Genomic DNA, 21,882 nt, shown 5'->3' on the forward strand with positions numbered 1-21,882 from the left:
ACGTCACGGTTGCGCACTGTATGGGAGAATAAGTCCCTTTTTCACGGAACACGCCGACCCGCTTGCCACGGCGAACCAGGCCGCCATCAAGCGGCCCTAGTAGGTCTCCGCGGCCTCCGACGACGCCGCGGGCGGCTCGGGCCGCGCGACGTAGCGGAGGACGCCCCACATGCTCTCGGGGCGCGCGTTCCGCGGGGAGTCCTCGCGGCATTGCTCCAGCTCGCGCAGGAGTCCGGGGCCGTCGGTGCCGGAGCCGATCAGGACGAGCCGCGTCAGACGGGCCTCGCCCCGCCCCCAGGGCTGCGGGGCGAAGCGGAGGAAGCGGCCGACCGCGTGGACCTCGTACCGCTCCTCGTACCCGGGCACGCCGAAGTAGACGAAGCCCTTGACCCGGTAGAGCCCGGCCGGCCGGCGGTCGAGGAAGTCGATGAACCGGCGCGGGGAGAGGGCCTGCTCGGAGACGAACTCCGTGCTCTCGTACGCCGCGTGCGCGTGCGCGCAGGGGCCCTGGCCGTGGTCCTCGGCCTCCGCGAGCAGGTCCTCGAAGGAGAGCTGCCCACGGGTCTCCGTCCAGGGGCGTCGGTCGAAGAGCAGTTCCGGGTCGATCCGGCCGTGGTCGGCCCCGACCACGGGGGTGCCAGGAGCGCAGAGCGCGGCGAGCTCCCCCTCGATGCGGGCCCGCTCCGCGGCGTCGACCCGGTCGGTCTTGTTGAGCACCACCAGGTCGGCGACGGCAAGGTGGCGGTCCGTCTCGGGGTGCTTGGCCCTGGTCGAATCGAACTCGGCCGCGTCCACGACCTCGACCATGCCGCCGTAGCGGATGTCCGGGTTCTCGCTGGCCATCAGCATCCGGATCATCTCCTGGGGCTCGGCCAGCCCGCTCGCCTCGATGACGATCACGTCGATCCGGTGGACGGGCGCGGAGAGCTTCTCCAGGTACGCGTCGAGTTCGCTGCCGTCGACGGCGCAGCACAGGCAGCCGCCGCCGAGGGAGACCATGGAGTCCCCGACCTGCCCGGCCACCGACATGGCGTCGATCTCGATCGACCCGAAGTCGTTGACGACGACTCCGATCCGGGTGCCTCCGCGGTTGCCGAGGAGGTGGTTCAGCACGGTGGTCTTGCCGGATCCGAGGAATCCGGCGAGGACGACGACGGGGATGGGCTGCCTGCTGTTCACCCGGTCGATCGTAGCCAGGCCGCGTCAGCCGAGCGGAGGCACCGGCTGGGGCGGGATGGGGCCGGCGTAACGGGCGGCGGGACGGATGATCTTCGAGTCTGCGGCCTGTTCGAGGACGTTCGCGCTCCAGCCGACGACGCGGGCCGCGCAGAAGGTCGGGGTGAACATCTCGCGCGGGAGCCCGCACAGCTCCATGACCACGCCCGCGTAGAACTCGACGTTCGTGTGCAGTTCGCGGCCCGGCTTGAGCTCGGCGAGGATCTCCTCGACCTTGCGCTCGACCTCGACGGCGAAGTCCACGAGGGGACCGCCGAAGCCGCGGGCGATGTCGCGCAGCATGCGGGAGCGGGGGTCCTCGGTGCGGTAGACGGGGTGGCCGAAGCCCATGATCCGGTCGCCCGCGAGGACCCGCTCACGAATCCACGGCCCGATCCGGTCCGCGGTGCCGATGGCGTCCAGGGTGTCCAGGGCCCGGCTCGGGGCGCCGCCGTGCAGGGGGCCGGAGAGGGCGCCGATCGCCCCGGTCAGGCAGGCCGCGACGTCGGCGCCGGTGGAGGCGATCACGCGGGCCGTGAAGGTGGAGGCGTTGAACCCGTGGTCGATGGTGGAGATCAGGTACCGCTCGACCGCGCGGGCCCTGACCGGGTCGGGTTCCTGCCCGGTCAGCATGTAGAGGTAGTTGGCGGCGTAGGGCAGGTCGTCGCGCGGTTCGACCGGCTCCAGGCCGTGGCCCAGCCGGTGCAGGGCGGTCAGCAGGGTCGGTACGGCGGCGCAGGCGGCCAGGGCGTCGGCGGCCCGGCGGCCCGGGTCGAGGTCGTACACCGGGCGGAAGCCGGCGGAGGCGCCGAGCAGCGAGAGTGCCGTGCGCAGTCCGGCGAGGGGGCCGGAGAGGGCCGTGGCCCGGGCGAGGGCCGGCAGAGCGTCCCGCACGTCGGCGGGCAGCCGTCGCAGCGGGGCGATCTCGGCGGCGAAGGCGGCCCGCTCGGCGGTGTCCGCGGGCAGCGCCCCGCGGAACATCAGGTGCCATACGTCCTCGAAGGCACGGCTCTGGGCGAGTTCGACGGCCGAGTACTGGCGGTAGTGGTAGAAGCCCTCCCGCCCCCGGACGTCGCCGAGTTCGGTCTCGGTGACCACGACTCCCGCGAGTCCCCGCGGTACTTCAAGGGTGCTGTCAGTGGTGTTCATGCATCGACCATCGATGATTGATGGAATCCTTGTCAATATTGATTGAATCAACATATGTAGGGTGTCGTGCATGAACGAAGAGCGACGGCTCACCACCCGGCAGGCCGCCGAGCTGCTCGGCGTGAAGCCCTCGACGGTGTACGCCTACGTCAGCCGCGGCCAGCTCACCAGCCGGCGCGATCCGGTGGGCCGCGGAAGCAGTTTCGATGCCCGCGAGGTGGAGGAACTGGCCCGGCGCAACCGGCGCGAGGCGGCGGCCCCCGCCGGGGAGCTCTCCGTACGGACGGCCCTGACGCTCATCGAGCCGGACCGGTACTACTTCCGGGGCGTGGACGCGGTGGCCCTGGCCTCGCGGTACGCCTACGAGGAGGTCGCGGAGTGGCTCTGGACGGGCACGCTCCCGCACGGGGCCCGGTTCACGGCTCCCGCGGAACCCCTCGCCGCGGCCCGGCGGGCGGTGGCGGCCCTCCCGGAGCACAGCGGCCCGGTCGACCGGCTGCGGGTGGCGGTGGCCGCCGCGGCAGTGGCGGACCCGCTGCGCTTCGACCTGTCCGAGGCGGCCGTACTGGGCTCGGCCCGCTGCCTGATCCCCACCCTGGTCGGGGCACTGCCCGAGGCAGGGCCGGGCGGGTGGGCGGGAGACGGGCGGATGGCGCGGCAGCTGTGGGCCCGGCTGACGGCGCGCGAGCCGGACCCGGACGCGCTGGCCGTGCTGGACCTGGCGCTGGGACTGCTGGTCGACCACGATCTGGCCGCCTCCACCCTGGCGGTACGGGTGGCCGCGTCGGCCCGCGCTCATCCGTACGCGGCGGTGTCGGCCGGGCTCGGCGCGCTCGAAGGGCCGTTGCACGGCGCGGCCGGCCGGCTCGCGCACCGGATGCTGGTGGAGGTCCTGGAGCGGGGCGGGGCCGCACCCGTGGTGGCGGAGTACCTGCGGGCGGGGCGCCGGGTGCCGGGGCTCGGGCACCGGCTGTACAAGGGCGAGGACCCGCGCGCGCAGGCGTTGTTCGCCCGGCTGGAGGGTCTGCCGCAGGCCGGGCCGGCGCTGGGCGCCGCGCGGGAGGTCTCCGCGGTGATGGGCCGGCAGGGCGGGCTGCACGCCAACGTGGATCTCGCGCTGGCGGTGCTGACGGTGTCGTGCGGGATGGCGGGCGAGGCCGGGGAGACGGTCTTCGCGGTGGCGCGCACGGCCGGCTGGATCGCGCACGCGCTGGAGGAGTACCAGGAGCGCCCGCTGCGGATGCGCCCGAGCGGGGAGTACCAGGGGCCCCGCCCGCCCCGGCCGGTGCCGTGACCGGCGGACCCCCGTGCGGACGGCGGTCCGGCCGCGGCGTCAGGACCGCAGCCAGACCGCCGTGTCCCGCGGGAGCAGCCCCGCGCCGTCGAGGGCGGAGCTGGCCAGCAGGACGCTCGTACGGGCCGGCAGGGGGACCGGCCGTTCGGACAGGTTGACCAGGCAGACCAGCCCGTCGGGTCGGGTGAAGGCCAGCACCCCGGGCGGTGCGTGCAGCCACTCCAGCGAGCCGCCGCCGAAGCCGACCGCCGCCCGGCGCAACCGGAGCGCCGTGCGGTAGAGGGTGAGCATGGAGTCCGGGTCGCCGTCCTGCCGGTCGGCGGCGTAGGCCGGCCAGTCGGCGGGCTGGGGCAGCCAGGGGTCGTGCCAGGGCTCCGCGGTCCACGGCAGCGGGACCCGGCAGCCGTCCCGGCCGGGATCGCTGCCGCCGGACCGGAAGTGCATCGGGTCCTGGATCCGGCCGAGCGGTATCTCCGCTTCCGGCAGGCCCAGTTCCTCGCCCTGGTACACGTACACGGCGCCCGGCAGGGCCAGGGTCAGCAGGGCGGCGGCGCGCGCCCGCCGGGTGCCCAGTGCCAGGTCGGTCGGGGTCCCGAAGGCCTTGGCGGCGAAGTCGAAGCCGGTGTCGGCGCGCCCGTAGCGGGTGACCGTACGGGTGACGTCGTGGTTGCAGAGCACCCAGGTGGCCGGAGCGCCGACGGGGGCGTGCTCGGCGAGCGTCTCCTCGATGGAGGTGCGCAGCCGCTCCGCGTCCCACGGGCAGCTGAGGAAGGAGAAGTTGAAGGCGGTGTGCAGCTCGTCGGGGCGCAGGTAGCGGGCGAAGCGCTCGGAGTCGGGCAGCCAGACCTCGCCGACGAAGACGGCGTCGTACGCGTCGGCGATGGAGCGCCACGAGCGGTAGACGGCGTGCAGTTCGTCGCGGTCGATGTAGGGGTGGGGCTCGCCCGGCCGGGGTTCCGGGGAGCGTCCGGCCAGGTCGGGCAGGGCGGGGTCCTTCGCGAGCAGGGCCGCGGAGTCGATCCGTACGCCGGCCACGCCCCGCTCGAACCAGAAGCGCAGGACCTCCTCGTGCTCGCGGCGGACGGCGGGGTGGTCCCAGTTGAGGTCGGGCTGCTGAGGGGTGAAGAGGTGCAGGTACCACTCCCCGTCCGGTACGCGCGTCCAGGTGGCGCCGCCGTTGAACTGCGAGGGCCAGTCCCCCGGCGGCAGTTCGCCGTGTTCGCCGCGTCCGGGGCGGAAGTGGAAGAGCTCCCGCTCGGGGCTGCCCGGTCCGGCGGCGAGGGCGGCCTTGAACCAGGCGTGCTGGTCGGACACGTGGTTGGGGACGATGTCGACGATGGTCCGGATGCCCAGCGCGCGGGCCTCGGAGATGAGCTTCTCGGCATCGGCGAGGGTGCCGAAGGCGGGGTCGATGGTGCGGTAGTCGGCGACGTCGTAGCCGCCGTCGGCGAGCGGGGAGAGGTACCAGGGCGTGAACCACAGGGCGTCCACGCCGAGTTCGGCGAGGTAGGGCAGGCGGGCCCGGACGCCCGCGAGGTCCCCGGTGCCGTCCCCGTCGCCGTCGGCGAAGCTGCGTACGTACACCTGGTAGACGGCGGCCGAGCGCCACCAGTCGGAAGCCGGCACGTCGATCCTTTCAGCCCTTGAGGGAGCCTGCCGTCAGGCCGCTCATGATGTTGCGCTGGAAGATCAGGAAGATGATGAGCGTGGGCGCCGAGGCCATCGCGAGCGCGGCGACGAGATGGTTCTCGGGAACTCCCGTGGACAGCGAGTAGATGCCGACGTTGAGCGTCTGGAGCGCAGGGTCGGGGAGGGTGAGCATCGGCCAGAGGAAGTCCTTCCACACGCCGACGATCGCGAAGATCGACACGACGCCGAGGACGGGCCGGGACATCGGCAGGACGACGGAGCGCAGGGTGCGGACCGCGCTCGCCCCGTCGATCGCGGAGGCGTCGAGGATCTCCTGGGGGATGGAGTCGAAGAACCGCTTCAGCAGGAAGATGTTGAAGGCGTTGGTGACGGACGGCAGCCAGATCACCCAGGGCGTGTCGAGCAGGTTCCGCTGGATGAGCGGCATGTCCAGGACGGTGAGGTACTGCGGTACGACGAGGACGGTCGCCGGGATCATCAGGGTCGCCAGCATCATGCCGAGCACGGCCCTGCCGAAGACGGGCCGCAGTTTGGACAGGGAGTAGGCGGCGGCCACGTCGAGGACGAGCTGGAAGGCCAGGGCCCCGAAGGCGTAGTAGAGGGTGTTGAACAGCAGCCGGGCCAGGTCCATGACCTTCCAGGAGGCCGTGTAGTTGGCGGTGTGCAGGGAGTCCGGCACCAGGGTCGGCGGGACCCGGGCGAACTCCTCGGTGCTCTTCAGGCCGTTCGCGGCCATCCAGTAGAGGGGGCCGAGGAAGACGAGGGTGAAGCCGGCCACGACGAGGACGAGGGCGGTCCAGTAGAGGACCTTGCCCCGGGTGCGGCCGAGTCGGGCGGGTGATATCAGCGTGCGCTCTGCCATGGGAGGGGCTCCTTGTCAGCTCTCGTTGTCGCGGCTGAGGCGGACGTACAGGGCGGAGAAGCCCGCGAGCAGGACGAGCAGGCACAGGCCCAGGGCCGCGGCGCCGCCGTACTGGTTGAAGCCGAAGGCGTACTGGTAGATCAGGACCACGACGGTGGTGGTCGAGCCCTCGGGGCCGGCGCCACCGGTCAGCAGGAACGGTTCGGTGAACACCTGCATCGTCGCGATGATCTGCATCAGCAGCATGAGCGAGAGGATCAGCCGGGTCTGCGGGATCGTGACGTGCCAGATCTTGCGCAGGATCCCCGCCCCGTCGAGCTCGGCCGCCTCGTACAGCTCGCCGGGGATGCCCTGGAGGGCCGCGAGGTAGATCAGGGTCGCGCCGCCCATGTTCATCCACGTCGAGGCGATGACGACGGAGAGCATCGCGGTGTCGGTGGATTGCAGCCAGTCTTGCGCCGGAAGGTGCAGGAATTCCAGCGCCCTGTTGAAGAGGCCGTAGCCGGGGTCGTAGAAGTACTTGAAGAGCAGGACCGACGCGACCGGCGGCATCATCACCGGCAGGTAGACGAGCAGGCGCAGATAACCCTGTGCGTGGCGGAACTCGTTGAGCACGAGGGAGACGACGAAGGGGAGCACGAAGCCGAGGAGCAGGGCGAGGCCGGTGAAGAGCAGGGTGTTGCGCCACGCCTGCCAGAAGCTCGGGTCCCCGAAGACGTAGGTGAAGTTGTCCCAGCCGACCCAGCGGGTGGTCCCGCCCTCGGTCTTCTGGAAGGCCAGCAGGAACTCACGGACCATCGGGTACCAGGAGAAGAAGGAGAAGCAGAGGACGGCGCCGATCAGGAAGCCGTGGGCCGTGAGGTTCCGTTTGAGTGCCCGCAGGAACTCCGCTCGGGAGGCCTGGGGCGGGGCGGGGGCCGGCATCGCCGCTCGTCGCTCCTTTGGGGGTCGTCGTCGCCATCGGTACGCGGAAGGGCGCAGCGGACGGCTACCGGTTGGCCAGCACCTGGTTGACCGCCTTCTCGGCGTCGCCGAGGAGCTGTGCGGGGTCGGCGTCCTTGTTGGTGAGGACCCCCGACATCACCTTGTCGAGCACCTTGTAGACCTCCTGCGCCTTGGCCGGCTCGGGCTTTCCGGGCACCGGACTGTCGAGGAAGGACTTGAAGTTGGCGACCGGCATGGTGGCGCTCGCCGCCTTCAGCCCGTCGTCCTCGGCCTTGCTGGCACCGGTGAAGAACGCGGGCTGCGGGAGCCCGACCGGAAGGCCGTCGGCCTTGCTGCGGTCGTACTGGAACTGTCCCCTGCCGACCGCGAGGGTCTTGAAGTTCAGCCAGGCGACGGCTGCCTTGATCTTGTCGGGCGAGCTGCCCTTCTTGATCATGTAGCCGTTGCCGCCGGCCAGGGTGGCGGCGCCGCCGGGGATGGGGCCCATGCCGAAGTTCTCGTAGGCGGCCCCGAGCTGCTGGACCATGTAGGTGATGTCGTCGGGTGCGGCGAGGAACATGCCGAGCTTGTCCGAGGCCATCTGCTTCTGCAGGTCGCCCCATTTGAGCAGCTGGGTCTTGCCCATGCTGTCGTCGTCCCAGCGCATGGCGTGGAGGTTGTCGACGATCTGCCTGCCGGTGGGGTTGTTGAACGCGGCCTTCCCGTCACTGCCGACGATGTCGCCGCCGAGGCCGTACATGGTGGCCGTGTAGTGCCAGCCCCCGGTGTTCTCCACGCTGTACTCGCCGAAGCCGGCGACGCCGTTGCCGAGGGCCGCGATCTTCTTGGCGGCGGCCCGGACCTCCTCCCAGGTGCGCGGCGGGGTGTCGGGGTCGAGGCCCGCCTGCCGGAAGAGCTTGCGGTTGACCAGCAGGCCCATCGTGTAGTTGCTGGTGGGCAGGCCGTAGAGCTTTCCGTCCTGCTTGAGGACGCCCAGGACGTTCTTGTCGATGTCGTCGAGTGCGGGCACCGAGGCGGGGGTGACGTAGGCCGTGATGTCCTCGGCCCCGTCGTTGTCGAGCACCTGCTTGAGGTCGGTGAAGTAGGCGTAGAAGACGTCCGGCTGGGACTTGGCCTTGAGCATCGCGGTGAAGCGCGGGGGTTCGAGGCACTGGCCGGGGGTGGAGCGGCCCTCGATGGTGACGTTCGGGTAGGTCTTGTTGAACGCCGCCACGTCCTCCTTCCACTCCTTGAGCTCGGCCGCCTTCGCGGCGGGCGGCATGCAGTCGATGGTGAGGGTGACCCTGGCCTTCGGGTCGAGCGGGGCGGTGGCGTCGGCCGGCCCGCCGCCGGCCGGGGGCTTCTTGTCGTCGCCGCTGCTGCTCGTGCCGCAGGCCGCGAGGGCGGTGACGGCGAGCGCGGAGACGAGGGCGGCCGCGACGGAGCGGCGGGCGTGGGTTGTCATCGGTGGTCCCCTTCGAGCATCGAACAGGAGGCGTGAGGGCGAGCGCGGCACACTCAACCACCGTCCACAGATGAACGCAATATCTCGCGCAGATTCAGAAAGAGATTGACAGTCACCGGTGGGTCAATGCGTGTGGGACGCAAAAAGGGCTCCGGAACGTCGGTGGATGACGTTCCGGAGCCCTGGGCGCAGTGCGCGAAGGCGGTACGGGGCTACCCGCGCGGCGCTTGCGCGGTGGAGCCGCGCACCACCAGTTCCGGCTCGAAGAGCAGTTCTCCGGGCTGCACGGCGGCCCCCTGGATCTGCGCGGTGAGCAGCTCGACCGCGGCCCGGCCCATCGCCTCGATGGGCTGGCGGACGGTGGTCAGCGGGGGCTCGGTGCAGTTCATGAAGGCCGAGTCGTCATACCCCACGACGGAGACCTCGCGGGGCACCTCCAGCCCCCGGCGGCGGGCGGCCCGTACCGCTCCGAGGGCCAGCGGGTCGCTCGCGCAGATGATGCCGGTGACTCCGCGGTCGAGCAGCCGGGAAGCTGCCGCGTGTCCGCCCTCCAGGGAGAACAGCGCCCGCTCCACGTGGGCTTCGGGCAGCTCGGTGCCGGCCGCGGCGGCCACCGCCTGGGCGGCCACGAGCTTGCGCAGCGAGGGGATGTGGTCCGGCGGGCCGAGCACCAGGCCGATCCGCTCGTGGCCGAGGGAGGCCAGGTGGCGCCAGGCCTGTTCGACGGCGACGGCGTCGTCACAGGCCACGCAGGGGAAACCGAGGTCCTCGATGGAGGCGTTGACGAGCACCACCGGAACCTTGCGCTCCGACAGCAGCCGGTAGTGCTCGTGCGGGGCGTCGGCCTGCGCGAAGAGGCCGCCGGCGAAGACCACGCCGGACACCTGCTGCTGGAGCAGCAGCGTCACGTAGTCGGCTTCCGAGACCCCGCCGGTGGTCTGGGTGCACAGCACCGGGGTCAGCCCCTGCTGGGCCAGCGCACCGCCGATGACCTCGGCGAATGCCGGGAAGATGGGGTTCTGGAGTTCGGGCAGGACCAGGCCGACCAGCCGGGCGCGCTCGCCGCGCAGCTGGGTGGGGCGCTCGTAGCCGAGGACGTCGAGGGCGGTGAGCACGGACTGGCGGGTCGCCTCCGAGACGCCCGGCTTGCCGTTGAGCACCCGGCTGACCGTTGCCTCGCTGACACCCACCTTCTTCGCCACCTGAGCAAGTCGTCGCGTCATGGGCGCAAGAGTAGCGCAAGCACTGCAAGTTCCTTGCAGCTCGAATTACGCCCCGGCGCCCCAGGGGCTGCGCCACCCTTCCGCGATCTGCGCCGCGCGGGCGAAGTGGACGGCGGCTTCCTCCTCGCGGCCCAGCAGCTCGGCCAGTTCACCGAGGGTCCGGGCCACGGGACGGACCGCCACCGTGAACCCCGAGGAGGGCGGCGGGGCGTCCCGGTAGGGCAGCAGGGCCGCGTACAGCTCCTCGGCGCCCTGCCGCTCGCCGAGCATGACCAGCGTCATCGCGCGGAAGGTCGCGAAGACCTTGAAGAGGTAGTCCGTGCGCAGCGGTCCGGCCAGACCGAGGACCTCGCGGGCCTCCTGCTCCTCCCCCGCCGCGGCGAGCGCGACCGCGAGCAGGTCCCCCGCCAGCGGCCCGAACGCCGCGTAGACCCGGCGGGCCCAGGGCAGGGACTCCGCGAGCCGCCCCTGGCTCGCCCGCAGCGTGGCGGTCGCGATCGCCAGATGGCCCTCGGCGTGCGGCGATCCCTGCCGGGCCATCTTCGCCGCCGCCTGCGCGTACAGGCGTTCCGCCTCCTCGACCCGCCCCTCCACGTGGGCCAGTGTCGCGGCCACCCCCTCGCCGACGGCCGACGGACCGGGCATCCGATAGGCCCGGGCGAACTCCGTCCACTGCGCTATGAGCCGATGGGCTCCGGCCACGTCCCCCTCGGCACCCAAAGCGGTGGAGCGGATGAACATCCCGTACCACCGGTGGGCCGGCAGATCGTGCGCGGCGCCGAGCCGTTCCAGTTCGCGCCCCAGCTCGGCCCGTTCGGGCCACTCCCGGTCGGCGTCGAGTTCCTTGGCCAGCGTCGCGAGTGCTCCGGCCCGCAGGACGGGGTCGCCGAGTCCCTCGGCCAGTGCGAGGGCCTCGCGCGCGGCGGCCCGTACGCTCGCCAGCTTCGCATCGGACAGCTCCGCGGCGTAGGCGCCCAGCAGGCGACAGCGTACGGCGGGTTCGAGATCGGTGCGCTCCAGCAGCCGTTCCAGGAGGTCCACGACCGGCCGGTCGACCACCCCGTACGGCCGGGTCTGCCACGGGGTCGGCTCGGTCCATGCCGTGAACGCGCGGATCAGCAGGTCCTCCCGGCCCGCGCCGACGGCCCGGTCGATCGCCGTGCGCCGGGTCTCGCGGGCCGCCATGACCGCACCCGCCCGGACCTGGGCCCGCGCCAGCCGGCCCAGCAGGTCGACGCGTTCGGCGTCCCGGTCGGCGCCGGGGGCCGCCGGGGCCCGTTCGGCGCAGGCCACCGCATCGGCGAGCACACCGGCCGCAGCGTCGTACGCGTAGCGGGCCTCGGCCAGCGCGGCCCCGCGCAGGCAGTAGTCCACGGCCTTGGCGGCGGTCGCCGAGGAGGCCGCGCGCACATGGTGGTGGGCCAGCGCCGAGACGTCGTCCGAGCCGAGCCGCTCCAGGCTCGCCCCGATCCGGCCGTGCATGCGCGCCGCGCGCAGTCCGCTGAGGTCGGCCAGCAGGGTGTCGCGGACCAGGGCGTGCGCGAACCGGATCCGCCCCGGCCCCGGCTCGACCAGCAGCCCGGCGAGCAACCCGGCCTCCAGGGCGCCCAGGACGGCGTCCTCGTCGGCGTCGGCCGAGTCGACGAGGACCTCGACGGACGACTCCCGTCCCGCGACCGCTGCCAGGCGCAGGACGGAGACCACGGCGTCGGGCAGGCGGCCGAGCCGGCGGCGCAGCACGTCCCGTACGCCCTCGGGCACCTCGGAGAGCGCGACGAGCGAACCCTCGCTGCCGAGCAGCCGGGCGCTCTCCCGTACGTAGAACGGGTTTCCGCCGGTGCGTTCGGCGAGCGCGGTCACCGTCTCCGGATCCACCGCGCCGCCGCCCACGGCCCGGACCACCTCGGCCACCGCCTCCTCGGCCAGCCCGCGCAGGGCGATCCGGAGCGGCGAGCGGCGCGCGAGGCCGGCGAGCGTGTCACCGAGCCGTCCCTCCACCTCGTCCGGCCGGTACGCGCAGACGACGAGCAGCGGTGTCCGCGGCGGCAGGTCGGCCGCCCCCGTCAGCAGCGCGAGCGTCTCGGCGTCCGCCCAGTGCAGGTCGTCCAGTACGAGGGCCACGGGCCGCCCGCGCGAGGCGTCGGCCAGCCACTCCCAGACCGCGCGGTGCAACCGGAAGCGGCCGGCGGCGACGTCCTCGCCGGAGGCGGGGGCAGGGGCTGGAGCCGGGGCGCCCTCGGAGAGGAGGGGCGCCAGGAGGGCGGACACCCCGGGCGCGGGCGGGACGGCGGCGGCGACGGTGCGCAGCGCCTCGACCCAGGCCCACGCGGGCGGCGCGCCCTCGGCGCCGGTGGTGCGGCCGAGGGCGACGAGCCAGCCCTCGGCCCGCAGCCGGTCGCCGAGCCGGTGGAGCAGCGCCGACTTGCCGAGCCCGGCCTCGCCGGTGACGAGGGCGACGGCGGGACCGGCCGTGAGCGCCCGGTCCGCGGCCGCTGCCAGCCCGGCCAGCTCCTCCTCGCGGCCGACGAACAGCCCGGCTCCGGCGGAGGGTTCCCCGGCGGGCGGCGCGGGCGGCTGCGGACTCCGGTCGGCGCCGGGCCGGGAGCTCGGCTCCGGACCGCGCCGGGGACTCGACTGCGCCGCCGCCCCCGCGCGCACGGCCCGCCCATCCGTGGCCTCGCGCAGCAGCCGGCCGTCCTGGGCGAGGACCGCCCGCTCCAGCTCGACCAGGGCCGCGCCGGGATCCAGCCCCACCTCGTCGGCCAGCACCTCCCGCGCCCGGCGCAGCGTCGACAGGGCGTCGGCCTGCCGCCCCGCGGCCCACAGCGCGAGGGCGTGCAGCCGCCAGCCCTCCTCCCGCAACGGTTCCTCGCGCGTCAGGACCGCGGCCTCGGAGACGGCCCCGGCGACGTCGGCGGCCCGGAGCCCGGCGGCGATGTCCAGTTCGCGGGCGGCCAGGCGCAGTTCCCCGAGCCGCGTGATCTCCGCGTGGCTCCACGGCTCGTCGGCCGTGTCCGCGTACGCGGGCCCCTGCCAGAGGGCCAGCGCCTCGCGCAGCAGGCCCCGGGCGGTGTGCGGTTCGGCGTCGAACAGCTCGCGGGCCCGGCCGAGCAGCTGCTCGAAGCGCCAGGCGTCGACGGCGTCCTCGGCCAGCCGCAGCGCGTACCCCGGCGGCGTGCTCACCAGCAGCCGCGCGGGGGTGCGCGGGGCCCGGCCCGGTTCCAGGAGCCTGCGCAGGTTGGAGACGTAGGCCTGCAGGGAGGCCACCGCCCGCGCGGGCGCCGCCCCCTGCCACAGCTCCTCGATCATCCGGTCGACGGACACCACCCGGCCGCGTGCCGACACCAGCAGCGCCAGGACGGAACGCTGCCGGTGTCCTCCGAGCGGGAGGGTCTCGCCGTTCCGTTCGGCCGTGAAGGACCCGAGTACGCGTATGTGCACCATGACCGGTCCAACGTAATCGATGGCGATCAACTTCGGTCTCCAGGCGGCCGGATGAGATGGGGGCGCGCCTCTCCAAGTGGGTTCCAAGAGCGTTCCATGAGCCCCCGGCGAGTCTCTTCCCATGAAGACGACGAAGACGCCGCCCGCCGGACGCCCGAACACCCACGAGATGGTGGTCATCCACCGGGGCCTGCGCCGCGAGGCGCGCCTCCTGGTCGAGCTGATCGCCGCGGTGGCCCCCGGCGACACGGCACGGGCCCGGGTCCTGGCGGACCACTTCCGCGACTACCGCCTCGGCCTGCACAACCACCACCACGGCGAGGACGAGCACCTGTGGCCGCCGCTGCTGGCCCGGGTCGACCTCGAAGCCGACCTCGTCCTGCGGATGGAGGCCCAGCACGAACGGGTGGCCGCCACCCTCGCAGCCGCCGAGGAGGCCCTGCCGGCCTGGGAGAACGCGGCCGGGGAGGCGGAGCGGGACACCCTGGTGGCGGTCCTCGCCGAGCACCGGTCGGTCCTGGTGGAGCACCTCGGCGACGAGGAGGAATCGCTTCTCCCGCTGGCCGCACGGCACCTGTCCGCCCACGAGTGGGACGCGTTGGGCGAGCACTTCATGACGGCCACGCCCAAGCCCAAGCTGCTGTTCTTCCTCGGCATGGTCCTCGAGGACGCCGACCGGGCCGAGCGCGCCTCGATGCTCGACGGCCTGCCGCGCGCGGCGCGTCTGCTCTGGCACGCCGTCGGACGCCCCGCCTACCTCCGCAGGGTGCGCACCGTCCGCCAGGGCGCGCACTGACTTCCCCGCCCCTCCCCAGCTCCCTCCCAGCACAGGAGAACTCCCATGTCACTCAAGCACGTCACCACCGCCCTGGCCGCGTTCGGCGCCGCGTTCATCCTCTACATCGGCTTGAGCTACCTGCTCGCGCCGCAGGCCATGGCCCCCGATTTCGGCATCCCGACCTGGCCGCGGAACGACGGCTCCGCGTTCCTCTACGTCAAGGGCGTACGGGACGTCGCGCCCGGCCTGGTCATCCTCGTGCTCCTGCTGACCGGACACCGCCGGGCGCTCGGCTGGGCGATGGCGGCGATCGCGTTCGTCCCGGCCGGCGACATGGTGATCGTCCTGACCAGCGGCGGACCGGCCGGCACCGCGTACGGGGTCCACGGGTTCACCGCGCTGGCCGTGGCCGTCACCGCCGTCCTGCTGCTGCGCGAGCGCCCGGCCGCGCCGGCCGCCGCGCCCGCCCCCTCCCCTTCCGCCGTCCGTACCCGCTGAGAGAGCGAGACCCCCATGTCCCTGATCGTGCCCTCCTTCGACGAATCCGTGATCGTGCGCTCGGCCGAGGCCGAGACGATCGGCGCCGCCCCGACGACCATCCGGCTCCTCGCCGACAGCAGTTCCACCGGCGGCGCCCTGTCCACGCAGCGCGTCAGCCTGCTGGACGGCGCGAACGGCGCCGCGCCCCACCACCACTCCCGGTCCGCCGAGATGTTCTACCTCCTCGACGGCACCGCGCAGCTCCTGTCGGGCGACCAGGTGGTGACCGCCGGACGCGGCGACCTCGTGATCGTGCCGCCGGGAATCGACCACGCCTTCGCGGCCGCGCCCGGCGAGAACGCCGACATCCTCATCGTGATCACACCCGGCATCGAGCGGTTCGAGTACTTCCGCCACCTGGAGCGGATCGCCTACGGCAAGGTGCCGCCCGAGTCCCTGCTGGACGTACAGGAGCTCTACGACACCTACTTCACCCGGAGCGACTCCTGGAACCTGGCGCGGACGTGACCGGGCGGGGCACCCGTGAGGTGCCCCGCCCGGCCGCGGCCCGCCGCCTACGGCAGCTGGTTGATCTTGAACGTCGAGGTCGTGTTCCGCACGTCCACGGCGTTGTCGCCGAGCTTCAGGTTGTGGATGGTGACCTCGCCGACCGCCGGGCCCTGCCCCGCCTCGGGCATCTCGTTCGCCCAGAGGCCGAAGCCGGACTTCGCGTCGAAGGCGTCACCGCTCTTCTTCGCTCCGGTGATGGTGATGTCCTTCAGGACGGTGTCCTTGATGGGGTTGACCGGCTGACCGCCCACGTACTGGGTCTGGAACATGATCCCGCTGTACGTCGGGTCGACGATGTCGACATTGTTGATCCGGATCCCCTGGAACACCTTCGAGGCCGAGAACAGCCAGATCCCGGGGAAGGTCTGCGCCCCCCAGAAATGGCCGCCGGAGCGGACGATCGAGATGTTCTCGAAGGTGGTGGGATCCGTGCCGAATCCGTTCATCGGGTACCCGAAGTCCAGCGAGCTGACGGTGACGCCCGAGTAGACGAGGGTGTCGGCGATGTGGATGTTGCGGAAGGTGTTGTTGAAGCCCCCGTAGACGGCTACGCCCGCCGCGCGCCAGGTCAGGATCGTGGTGAGGTTCTCGTAGACGTTGTTCTTCATGTCCGCGCCGCCCGCGTCGATCGCGGAGAACAGCGCGAAGCTGTCGTCGCCGGTGGCCCGCGCCTCGTTGTTGGTCACGAGGTTGTCCGTACTGCCGTTGGTCATGTTGATGCCGTCGGCGAACATGTCGCGGATCCGCGAGTTCTTGATGGTGATCCGGTCGGTGTTGGCGCCCCAGTAGAGGCACACCATGTGCTCGTTCCAGATGTTGTCGATGGTGATGTCGGAGACGCCTGTGAAGTCGAAGACCTTGCCCGGCCCGTCGATGCGCGAGGTGTAGTTGCCGAAGTAGGCGAAGCCCGAGAAGGACGAGCCCTTCGCGGTGCCCTCCGCGCGCCAGCCGATGTCGGTGTTGTCCTGGGACGCGGGCGCGTGGAAGCGGGTGAACCACGGCCCGGCGCCGACGACCTGCACGGCCTTGCCGTACACCTGGAACTTGCTCGCCGTGTCGTAGTCGCCGGGCGGCAGGTAGACGCCGACGAGCTTGCCGGTGGTGTCCATCCGCACCTTGTCCAGGGCGTTCTGCACGTCCTGGTGGGTGGAGCCCGCGGGCACGGTGTAGGTCGCCGGATCCGGGTTGGGGATGACGGTGGCCTGCTCCAGGCTCACGAAGTCGATCGCGTAGGTGGAGGTGTTGGACGCGTCCTTCTGAAGGCGGATCCTGCTGCCCTGCGGGACGGTCTCGCCGAGCATGATGTTGGCCTCGTCGTAGATGTGCCGCGGGGCGCCGGAGCCGGGCGAGTTGCCCGGGGAGGCCTCGGCCCCGTACAGCCAGGCGTACTTGGAGGTCAGCGGCAGGGTCTTCTTCAGGGTGCCGTTGACGTACACGTTGATGGTGGAGTCGATGCCTCCGCCGCCCGGGGCGTCCGGGATGGAGAAGCGGGTGACCAGGGTGTTCGTGGCGGCCCGGGTGGTGAACTCCACGTACTCGCCGGTCGCGTCGAGGCTGACCGCCTTGCGGCCCGAGGCCTCGCCCGCGATGTCGCCGATGGTGCGGTTGGGCCCGACGACCGTCGCGCCGCCGCCGACGACCCCGTCCTCCGCCTCGTACATGTCGTAGGGCATGTTCGCCCCGCGGCCGACGAAGAAGGGCTTGGTGGAGGTGTTGTTGCCGCGCTTGACCGGCAGTTCGTTGGTGTCGTCGGCCAGGACCACCTTCACGGTGTACTTGCCGTTGACGGCCGGCCAGCTGCCGAGCGCGATCGGTGCCGTGGCGGCGCCGGCCGCGAGCGCCCCGCTGAAGGAGCCCGTCAGGGTACGGACGGTGGCGCCGGCCGCGTCCTGGAGGGTGAGGATGACCCCGTGTGCGCCGGAGGCGGCGGCCACGGTGCCCTGGTTCTTCACGGTGACGGAGAAGTTCACCGGCTGGCCGGCCGAGGGCGCGCCGGGCGACCAGCTCACGGCGGAGGCGACCAGGTCCGAGCTGTCGACGGGGCGGACCACCAGCGGGGAGCCGGTGTAGGTGTTGTTGGTGTCGTTCTGCTCGATGACCGTGTTCGCCTCGTCGACGACCGCGCTCAGCGGATAGGTGCCCGCGTCGCGCGGGCCGATCCCGGCGGTGACGGTGGCCGTGGCACCGGCGGCGAGGGCGGGCACGGCGGCCGTACCGACCTTGGTGCCGCCCAGCCGGAAGGCGACGGCGGTCGCGGTGGCCGGCGCGGTTCCGCTGTTCTTGACGGTGGCGGAGAGGGTGACGGGGTCGGACTCGACCGGACCGGCCGGGGCGGCGCCGAGGGCGGTGACCTCCAGGTCGGGGTTGGGCGCCGGGACGCCGATGACCTGGAACTCCGCGATCTGGCCGTTGGAGGCGCCCGTGTTGGCGGTGAAGCGCAGCTGGACGTCCGCGACGCGGGCGGTCAGCGGGATGGTGACGGTGTTGCCCGAGCCGGGGTCGAAGACGTAGTCCTTCGCGGCGACGAGCCCGGTGACCCCCGCGGCGCTCTGCTCGCGGCCGAGGACCTGGATGGTCTGCGTACGCGCGCCCCAGCTGCTGTCCGGGTTGAGCTTGAGGACGAGGCGGTCGAGGTCGGCGTTGGCTCCGAGTGCGATGGTCAGGGTGCTCGGGTAGGCGCCCGCCGCGCCCTCCCAGTAGGTGGCGGTGTCGTTGTCGTCGGCGTTCTCCGCCACGAAGGTGTGGATCACTGAGGAGCCGGTGATCGGCTTGCCCACGGCCAGGTTGGAGCCGCCGCCTCCGGTGCCGTTGCGGATCACGGAATTGCTGTCGCCCGAGCGGTTGCCCGCCGCGTCCTTGGCGCGGACGAAGTAGCTGACGGTGGCGCTCGCCGGCTGGGTGTCGGTGTAGGTGGTGGCGCTGCCCGCGACCATGGTGCGCAGCACGTTGTTCGCGTAGACCTCGTAGCCGGTGACGGCCACGTCGTCGGTGGAGGCCTGCCAGGTCAGGGTGATCCGGTCGGCGGCGGGCTGGCTGAGGGTCAGGGAGCCCGGCGCGGTGGGAGCCTGGGTGTCCCCGGTGTCGCCGGCGCGGGTCACGCTGTTGCTGTTGGGCGACTGGTTGCCGGCCGCGTCCTTGGCGCGGACGTGGTAGGTGACGTTCGCACTGGTGGGCTGGGTGTCGGTGTAGGTGGTCACGTCGCCGGCCACGCTGGTGCGCAGCCGGTCGTTCGCGTAGACGTCGTAGCCGGTGACGGCCACGTTGTCGGTGGCCGCCTGCCACGTGAGCTTGATGCTGCCCGTGGCGGGCTCGGTGTACGCGAGCGCGGTCGGGGCGGTGGGTGCCTGGGTGTCGCCGGTCTGCGGGCCGTAGATCTCCAGCTCGGAGAGCTGGCCCCCTGGCTGCACGGTGTTGAGGGAGATCAGGACGCGGACGTAGCGGGTGGTGGCGGCGTCGAAGGCGATGGTCACCGCGTTGCCGCCGGCCGCGTCGAAGTCGTAGGCCTGGGAGGCCGTGAGGTCGGTGAAGTCCGAGCCGTTGGCGCTGCCCTGGAGCTTCAGGGTCTGGGTACGGGCGCCCCAGTTCCCGGGCAGGCGCAGGACCACCCGGTCCACGCGGACGGAGGCGCCGAGATCGGCCTGTATCCACTGGGGCATGGCGTTGTTCACGCTCTCCCAGTAGCTGGCGGTGTTGCCGTCGTTGGCGTTGGCCGGGAGGTAGACCTGCGTGCTGCTGCTCGCGGACAGGGTCTTGCCGAGCGCGAGGTTCGCCGAGGACTCGCCGGCGGCGCGGACCTCCAGCTCGGAGAGCTGGGCGGCCGGCCAGCCCGTGTTGGCGGTGATCTCGATCCGGACGTAACGGGTCTGCGTGGCGGGGAAGGAGATCGTCACCGCGTTGCCGCTGCCCTGGCCGAAGGTGTGTGCGGCCGAGCTCACGAGGGTGCTGAAGCCGGTGCCGTCGGCGCTGCCCTGTACGGACAGGGTCTGGCTGCGGCTCTCCCAGGCGGCGGGCAGCCTGAGCACGACCTGGTCGACCCGGGTGACGGCCCCGAGATCGGTCTGCACCCATTGCGGGAAGGTGCTGCCGGCGCTCTCCCAGTACGTGGACCGGTCGCCGTCGGTGATGTTGGCGGCCGCGTAGGAGCCGTTGGTACTGCTGGCGGTCGCGGGCCGGCCGGCGGCGGTGCTCGGGCCGCCGGCGGCCACGGCGGTCAGCGCCGGCAGACCCGTCATCAGCAGGGCGGTGCCGATGAGGGCGGCCAGGAGCCGCCATCTCCAGTTGAGCCTTCTCATATGTCCTCGTCCCTCGGCATGAGTTTTCTGAACCAGGTGAGATAGGAATTTGCATTGTTCGGTGCGAGAGTTGCAGAGCCTTGCTCAATCGTCCACCGCTCTGACCGCACTTTTATCCCGTCGCCGCTTGCGCAAGCTGGGCGCACATCACGCAAGGAATTTGCGTGCATGAGGGAAATGCCGATCAGGCCGGCGCCGACCTACCGTTGCTGCTCATGCGGTTCCTCCTCATGAGCGCTCGGCGCCTCGGGCTGCCCAGACGGGCCGTCTCCCAGATCCTGCTGACCCAGCTGGCCATCGCCGGCGGGGTGGTCGCGCTGGCCACCGGGCTGTTCCTGGCCCCGCTGAGCGCGCAGCTCGACGACCAGGCCATGCGGCGTGCCCTGGCCATCGCCCAGAGCGCCGCGGCCGACCCCTCGCTGGCCGCCGATCTGCTCGACTCCGGGGCCTCGCCGGACAGCCCCGTGCAGTCCTCGGCCGAGCGGATCCGCCGGGCCACCGGAGCCGAGTACGTCGTCGTCATCGACCTCGACGGGATCCGCCGCTCACACCCCAGCCCCGGCCGGATCGGGTTGCCGGTCTCCACCGACCCGGGCGACGCCCTGTCGGGCCGCGAGGTCATGGAGATCGACGAGGGCACCCTGGGCCGCTCGGCCCGCGGCAAGGTCCCGCTCCTGGCGGCCGACGGCGAGATCGTCGGAGCCGTCTCGGTCGGCATCGCCTACGACAGCGTCCGCGACCGGCTGCTGGGCGCCATCCCCGGCCTGCTCGCCTACGCCGGCGGCGCCCTGGCCGTCGGCGCCCTCGCCGCCTACCTGGTGTCCCGCAGGATCCAGCGGCAGACCCGGGACCTGGCCTTCTCGGACATCGCCGGCCTGCTGACCGAGCGTGAGGCGATGCTGCACTCCATCCGCGAGGGCGTGATCGCGCTCGACCGGGCGGGCCGGGTGCGGCTCGTCAACGACGAGGCCGCCCGGCTGCTGGGTCTCACACCGGATGCGGCAGGCCCCTCCGGCGGCCTGGCCGGACGCCCCCTGGAGGACGTGGTCGGCGCCGGGCGCACCGCGGACGTCCTCGCGGGCCGGGTCACCGGCCGCGACCTCGTCACCGTCCAGGGCCCGCGGGTCCTGGTCGCCAACCGGATGCCCACCGAGGACGGCGGCGCCGTGGCCACCCTGCGCGACCGTACCGAGCTGGAGCAGCTCGGCCGGGAGCTCGACTCCACGCGCGGCCTGATCGACGCCCTGCGCGCCCAGGACCACGAGCACGCCAACCGCCTCCACACCCTCCTCGGCCTGCTGGAGCTGGGCCTGCACGAGGAGGCGGTGGAGTTCGTGACGGAGGTGGTCGGGGTGCACCGCACCACCGCCGAGCAGGTCACGGAGAAGGTCCACGACCCGCTGCTGGCAGCCCTGCTCGTGGGCAAGGCGACCGTCGCCGCGGAGCGCGGCGTCCCCCTGCGGCTGGCGGAGACCACCCTCCTCCCGGACCGCCTCGTCGACCCGGGCGACCTGGTCACGATCGTCGGCAACCTGGTCGACAACGCCCTGGATGCCGCCGTCGGCTCGGCGGCGCCCCTGGTGGAGGTGGAGCTGCGCGCCGAAGGCCGGACCGCCGTGCTCCGCGTGCGCGACAGCGGCCCCGGCGTGCCCCTCGCGCACCGCGAGGAGATCTTCACGGAGGGCTGGTCGACCAAGCAGGCCAGGGCCCACCGCGAGCGCGGGCTGGGGCTCGCCCTCGTACGCCGCCTCGCGGAGCGGCACGGCGGCAGCGCCCGGGCCGGCAAGGCAGCGGACGGAGGGGCGGAGTTCTCCGTCGTACTCCCGGAGGCCCTGCGATGAACGAGACCCCGATGCGCGTATTGGTCGTCGACGACGACGTGCGCGTTGCCCGGATCAACGCGGCGTACGTGGCGAAGGTTCCCGGTTTCCGCGTGGTCGCGCAGGCCCATTCCGCGGCCGAGGCCCTCGCCTTCCTCACCGCGCACCCGGTGGACCTGATCCTCCTCGACCACTACCTCCCGGACGAGAACGGCCTCGACCTGGTGCGCCGCCTGCGCCAACTCGGCCACCACACCGACGTGATCATGGTCACCGCCGCCCGCGACCTGGCGACCGTCCAGGCCGCCATGCGCCTCGGCGCCCTCCAGTACCTGGTCAAGCCCTTCACCTTCGCGGGCCTGCGCTCGAAGCTGGGGGCGTACGGCACGCTGCGCCGCACGCTCGACACCGGGGGCGAGGCCGAACAGGCCGAGGTGGACCGGATCTTCGGCGCCCTCGCCGCCGCCGGATCCCCGAACGACCTCCCCAAGGGCCACTCCCCCACCACCGCGGAACTGGTCCGAAGTGTCCTGCGCTCCGCCGGAGGCCCGCTGTCGACCCAGCAGATCGCCGACCGCGCCGGCATCAGCCGCCAGACCGCCCAGCGCTACCTGAAGCTCCTCGAACGCTCGGGCCGCGTCAGCCTGGCCCTCCGCTACGGCGAGACGGGCCGCCCCGAGCACCGCTACACCTGGGTGCCCTCCGAAGGCCCGTGA

General features: G+C 72.4%; 15 protein-coding genes. 6 read left to right on the plus strand and 9 right to left on the minus strand.

Annotation, left to right across the window (positions count from 1 at the left end; translation table 11 throughout):
- Window positions 1-96: 96 nt before the first annotated feature.
- On the minus strand, window positions 97-1,179 hold the full coding sequence (locus tag ACFTXQ_RS05630) for a CobW family GTP-binding protein (protein ID WP_382636149.1): 1,083 nt from the start codon (window positions 1,177-1,179) through the stop codon (window positions 97-99).
- A 24-nt stretch (window positions 1,180-1,203) separates the two neighbouring features.
- Entirely contained in the window at window positions 1,204-2,364 is a 1,161-nt protein-coding gene (locus tag ACFTXQ_RS05635; RefSeq protein ID WP_382636151.1) for a citrate synthase/methylcitrate synthase, read from the minus strand.
- Between the two features lie 70 nt (window positions 2,365-2,434).
- On the opposite strand from ACFTXQ_RS05635, the gene ACFTXQ_RS05640 reads away from it, so the two are divergent.
- Complete coding sequence (locus tag ACFTXQ_RS05640; RefSeq protein ID WP_382636153.1) at window positions 2,435-3,658, plus strand: citrate synthase family protein; 1,224 nt, start codon at window positions 2,435-2,437, stop codon at window positions 3,656-3,658.
- A 39-nt stretch (window positions 3,659-3,697) separates the two neighbouring features.
- Here ACFTXQ_RS05640 and ACFTXQ_RS05645 read toward each other — a convergent pair whose 3' ends face one another.
- From ACFTXQ_RS05645 to ACFTXQ_RS05670, 6 genes are all read right to left on the minus strand, one after another.
- Complete coding sequence (locus ACFTXQ_RS05645; protein ID WP_382636155.1) at window positions 3,698-5,284, minus strand: glycoside hydrolase family 13 protein; 1,587 nt, start codon at window positions 5,282-5,284, stop codon at window positions 3,698-3,700.
- A 10-nt stretch (window positions 5,285-5,294) separates the two neighbouring features.
- Window positions 5,295-6,170, minus strand: a complete 876-nt coding sequence (locus tag ACFTXQ_RS05650) for a carbohydrate ABC transporter permease (protein ID WP_382636157.1) — start codon at window positions 6,168-6,170, stop codon at window positions 5,295-5,297.
- A 15-nt stretch (window positions 6,171-6,185) separates the two neighbouring features.
- Window positions 6,186-7,094 (minus strand): carbohydrate ABC transporter permease, encoded by a 909-nt coding sequence (locus ACFTXQ_RS05655; RefSeq protein ID WP_382636159.1) that lies wholly within the window; start codon window positions 7,092-7,094, stop codon window positions 6,186-6,188.
- Between the two features lie 64 nt (window positions 7,095-7,158).
- Complete coding sequence (locus tag ACFTXQ_RS05660; protein WP_382636161.1) at window positions 7,159-8,559, minus strand: ABC transporter substrate-binding protein; 1,401 nt, start codon at window positions 8,557-8,559, stop codon at window positions 7,159-7,161.
- 212 nt (window positions 8,560-8,771) lie between these two features.
- Entirely contained in the window at window positions 8,772-9,782 is a 1,011-nt protein-coding gene (locus ACFTXQ_RS05665) for a LacI family DNA-binding transcriptional regulator (protein WP_382636163.1), read from the minus strand.
- 45 nt (window positions 9,783-9,827) lie between these two features.
- Window positions 9,828-13,226, minus strand: a complete 3,399-nt coding sequence (locus tag ACFTXQ_RS05670) for a BTAD domain-containing putative transcriptional regulator (protein ID WP_382636165.1) — start codon at window positions 13,224-13,226, stop codon at window positions 9,828-9,830.
- A gap of 121 nt (window positions 13,227-13,347) precedes the next feature.
- Here ACFTXQ_RS05670 and ACFTXQ_RS05675 point away from each other — a divergent pair, with 121 nt between their 5' ends.
- Genes ACFTXQ_RS05675 through ACFTXQ_RS05685 form a run of 3 tightly spaced genes read left to right on the plus strand, consistent with a single transcriptional unit; the run spans window position 13,348 to window position 15,012 of the window.
- Window positions 13,348-14,022, plus strand: a complete 675-nt coding sequence (locus ACFTXQ_RS05675; protein WP_382636167.1) for a hemerythrin domain-containing protein — start codon at window positions 13,348-13,350, stop codon at window positions 14,020-14,022.
- A gap of 45 nt (window positions 14,023-14,067) precedes the next feature.
- Window positions 14,068-14,502, plus strand: a complete 435-nt coding sequence (locus ACFTXQ_RS05680) for a DUF4267 domain-containing protein (RefSeq protein WP_382636169.1) — start codon at window positions 14,068-14,070, stop codon at window positions 14,500-14,502.
- Window positions 14,503-14,517: 15 nt separating this feature from the next.
- The gene (locus ACFTXQ_RS05685) at window positions 14,518-15,012 is read left to right on the plus strand and encodes a cupin domain-containing protein (RefSeq protein WP_382636171.1); all 495 of its coding nucleotides are present in this window, start codon (window positions 14,518-14,520) and stop codon (window positions 15,010-15,012) included.
- Window positions 15,013-15,059: 47 nt separating this feature from the next.
- On the opposite strand, the gene ACFTXQ_RS05690 is transcribed toward ACFTXQ_RS05685, so the two are convergent.
- Window positions 15,060-19,346 (minus strand): discoidin domain-containing protein, encoded by a 4,287-nt coding sequence (locus tag ACFTXQ_RS05690; protein WP_382636173.1) that lies wholly within the window; start codon window positions 19,344-19,346, stop codon window positions 15,060-15,062.
- A 215-nt stretch (window positions 19,347-19,561) separates the two neighbouring features.
- Here ACFTXQ_RS05690 and ACFTXQ_RS05695 point away from each other — a divergent pair, with 215 nt between their 5' ends.
- Window positions 19,562-21,187: an ATP-binding protein gene (locus ACFTXQ_RS05695; RefSeq protein WP_382636175.1), complete on the plus strand. Its 1,626-nt coding sequence runs from the start codon at window positions 19,562-19,564 to the stop codon at window positions 21,185-21,187.
- Window positions 21,184-21,882, plus strand: a complete 699-nt coding sequence (locus tag ACFTXQ_RS05700; protein WP_382636177.1) for a response regulator — start codon at window positions 21,184-21,186, stop codon at window positions 21,880-21,882. Before ACFTXQ_RS05695 ends, ACFTXQ_RS05700 begins: the two co-directional genes overlap by 4 nt.

Source organism: Streptomyces sp. NPDC057010 (genome assembly GCF_042673805.1).
GTDB lineage: Bacteria > Actinomycetota > Actinomycetes > Streptomycetales > Streptomycetaceae > Streptomyces.

Bases quoted from the DNA above. Each gene is read 5' to 3' on its own strand.
- ACFTXQ_RS05635 (WP_382636151.1), bottom strand. From the start codon at position 2,364: ATGAACACCACTGACAGCACCCTTGAAGTACCGCGGGGACTCGCGGGA.
- ACFTXQ_RS05640 (WP_382636153.1), top strand. From the start codon at position 2,435: ATGAACGAAGAGCGACGGCTCACCACCCGGCAGGCCGCCGAGCTGCTC.
- ACFTXQ_RS05650 (WP_382636157.1), bottom strand. From the start codon at position 6,170: ATGGCAGAGCGCACGCTGATATCACCCGCCCGACTCGGCCGCACCCGG.
- ACFTXQ_RS05655 (WP_382636159.1), bottom strand. From the start codon at position 7,094: ATGCCGGCCCCCGCCCCGCCCCAGGCCTCCCGAGCGGAGTTCCTGCGG.
- ACFTXQ_RS05660 (WP_382636161.1), bottom strand. From the start codon at position 8,559: ATGACAACCCACGCCCGCCGCTCCGTCGCGGCCGCCCTCGTCTCCGCG.
- ACFTXQ_RS05665 (WP_382636163.1), bottom strand. From the start codon at position 9,782: ATGACGCGACGACTTGCTCAGGTGGCGAAGAAGGTGGGTGTCAGCGAG.
- ACFTXQ_RS05670 (WP_382636165.1), bottom strand. From the start codon at position 13,226: ATGGTGCACATACGCGTACTCGGGTCCTTCACGGCCGAACGGAACGGC.
- ACFTXQ_RS05675 (WP_382636167.1), top strand. From the start codon at position 13,348: ATGAAGACGACGAAGACGCCGCCCGCCGGACGCCCGAACACCCACGAG.
- ACFTXQ_RS05680 (WP_382636169.1), top strand. From the start codon at position 14,068: ATGTCACTCAAGCACGTCACCACCGCCCTGGCCGCGTTCGGCGCCGCG.
- ACFTXQ_RS05685 (WP_382636171.1), top strand. From the start codon at position 14,518: ATGTCCCTGATCGTGCCCTCCTTCGACGAATCCGTGATCGTGCGCTCG.
- ACFTXQ_RS05690 (WP_382636173.1), bottom strand. From the start codon at position 19,346: ATGAGAAGGCTCAACTGGAGATGGCGGCTCCTGGCCGCCCTCATCGGC.
- ACFTXQ_RS05695 (WP_382636175.1), top strand. From the start codon at position 19,562: ATGCGGTTCCTCCTCATGAGCGCTCGGCGCCTCGGGCTGCCCAGACGG.
- ACFTXQ_RS05700 (WP_382636177.1), top strand. From the start codon at position 21,184: ATGAACGAGACCCCGATGCGCGTATTGGTCGTCGACGACGACGTGCGC.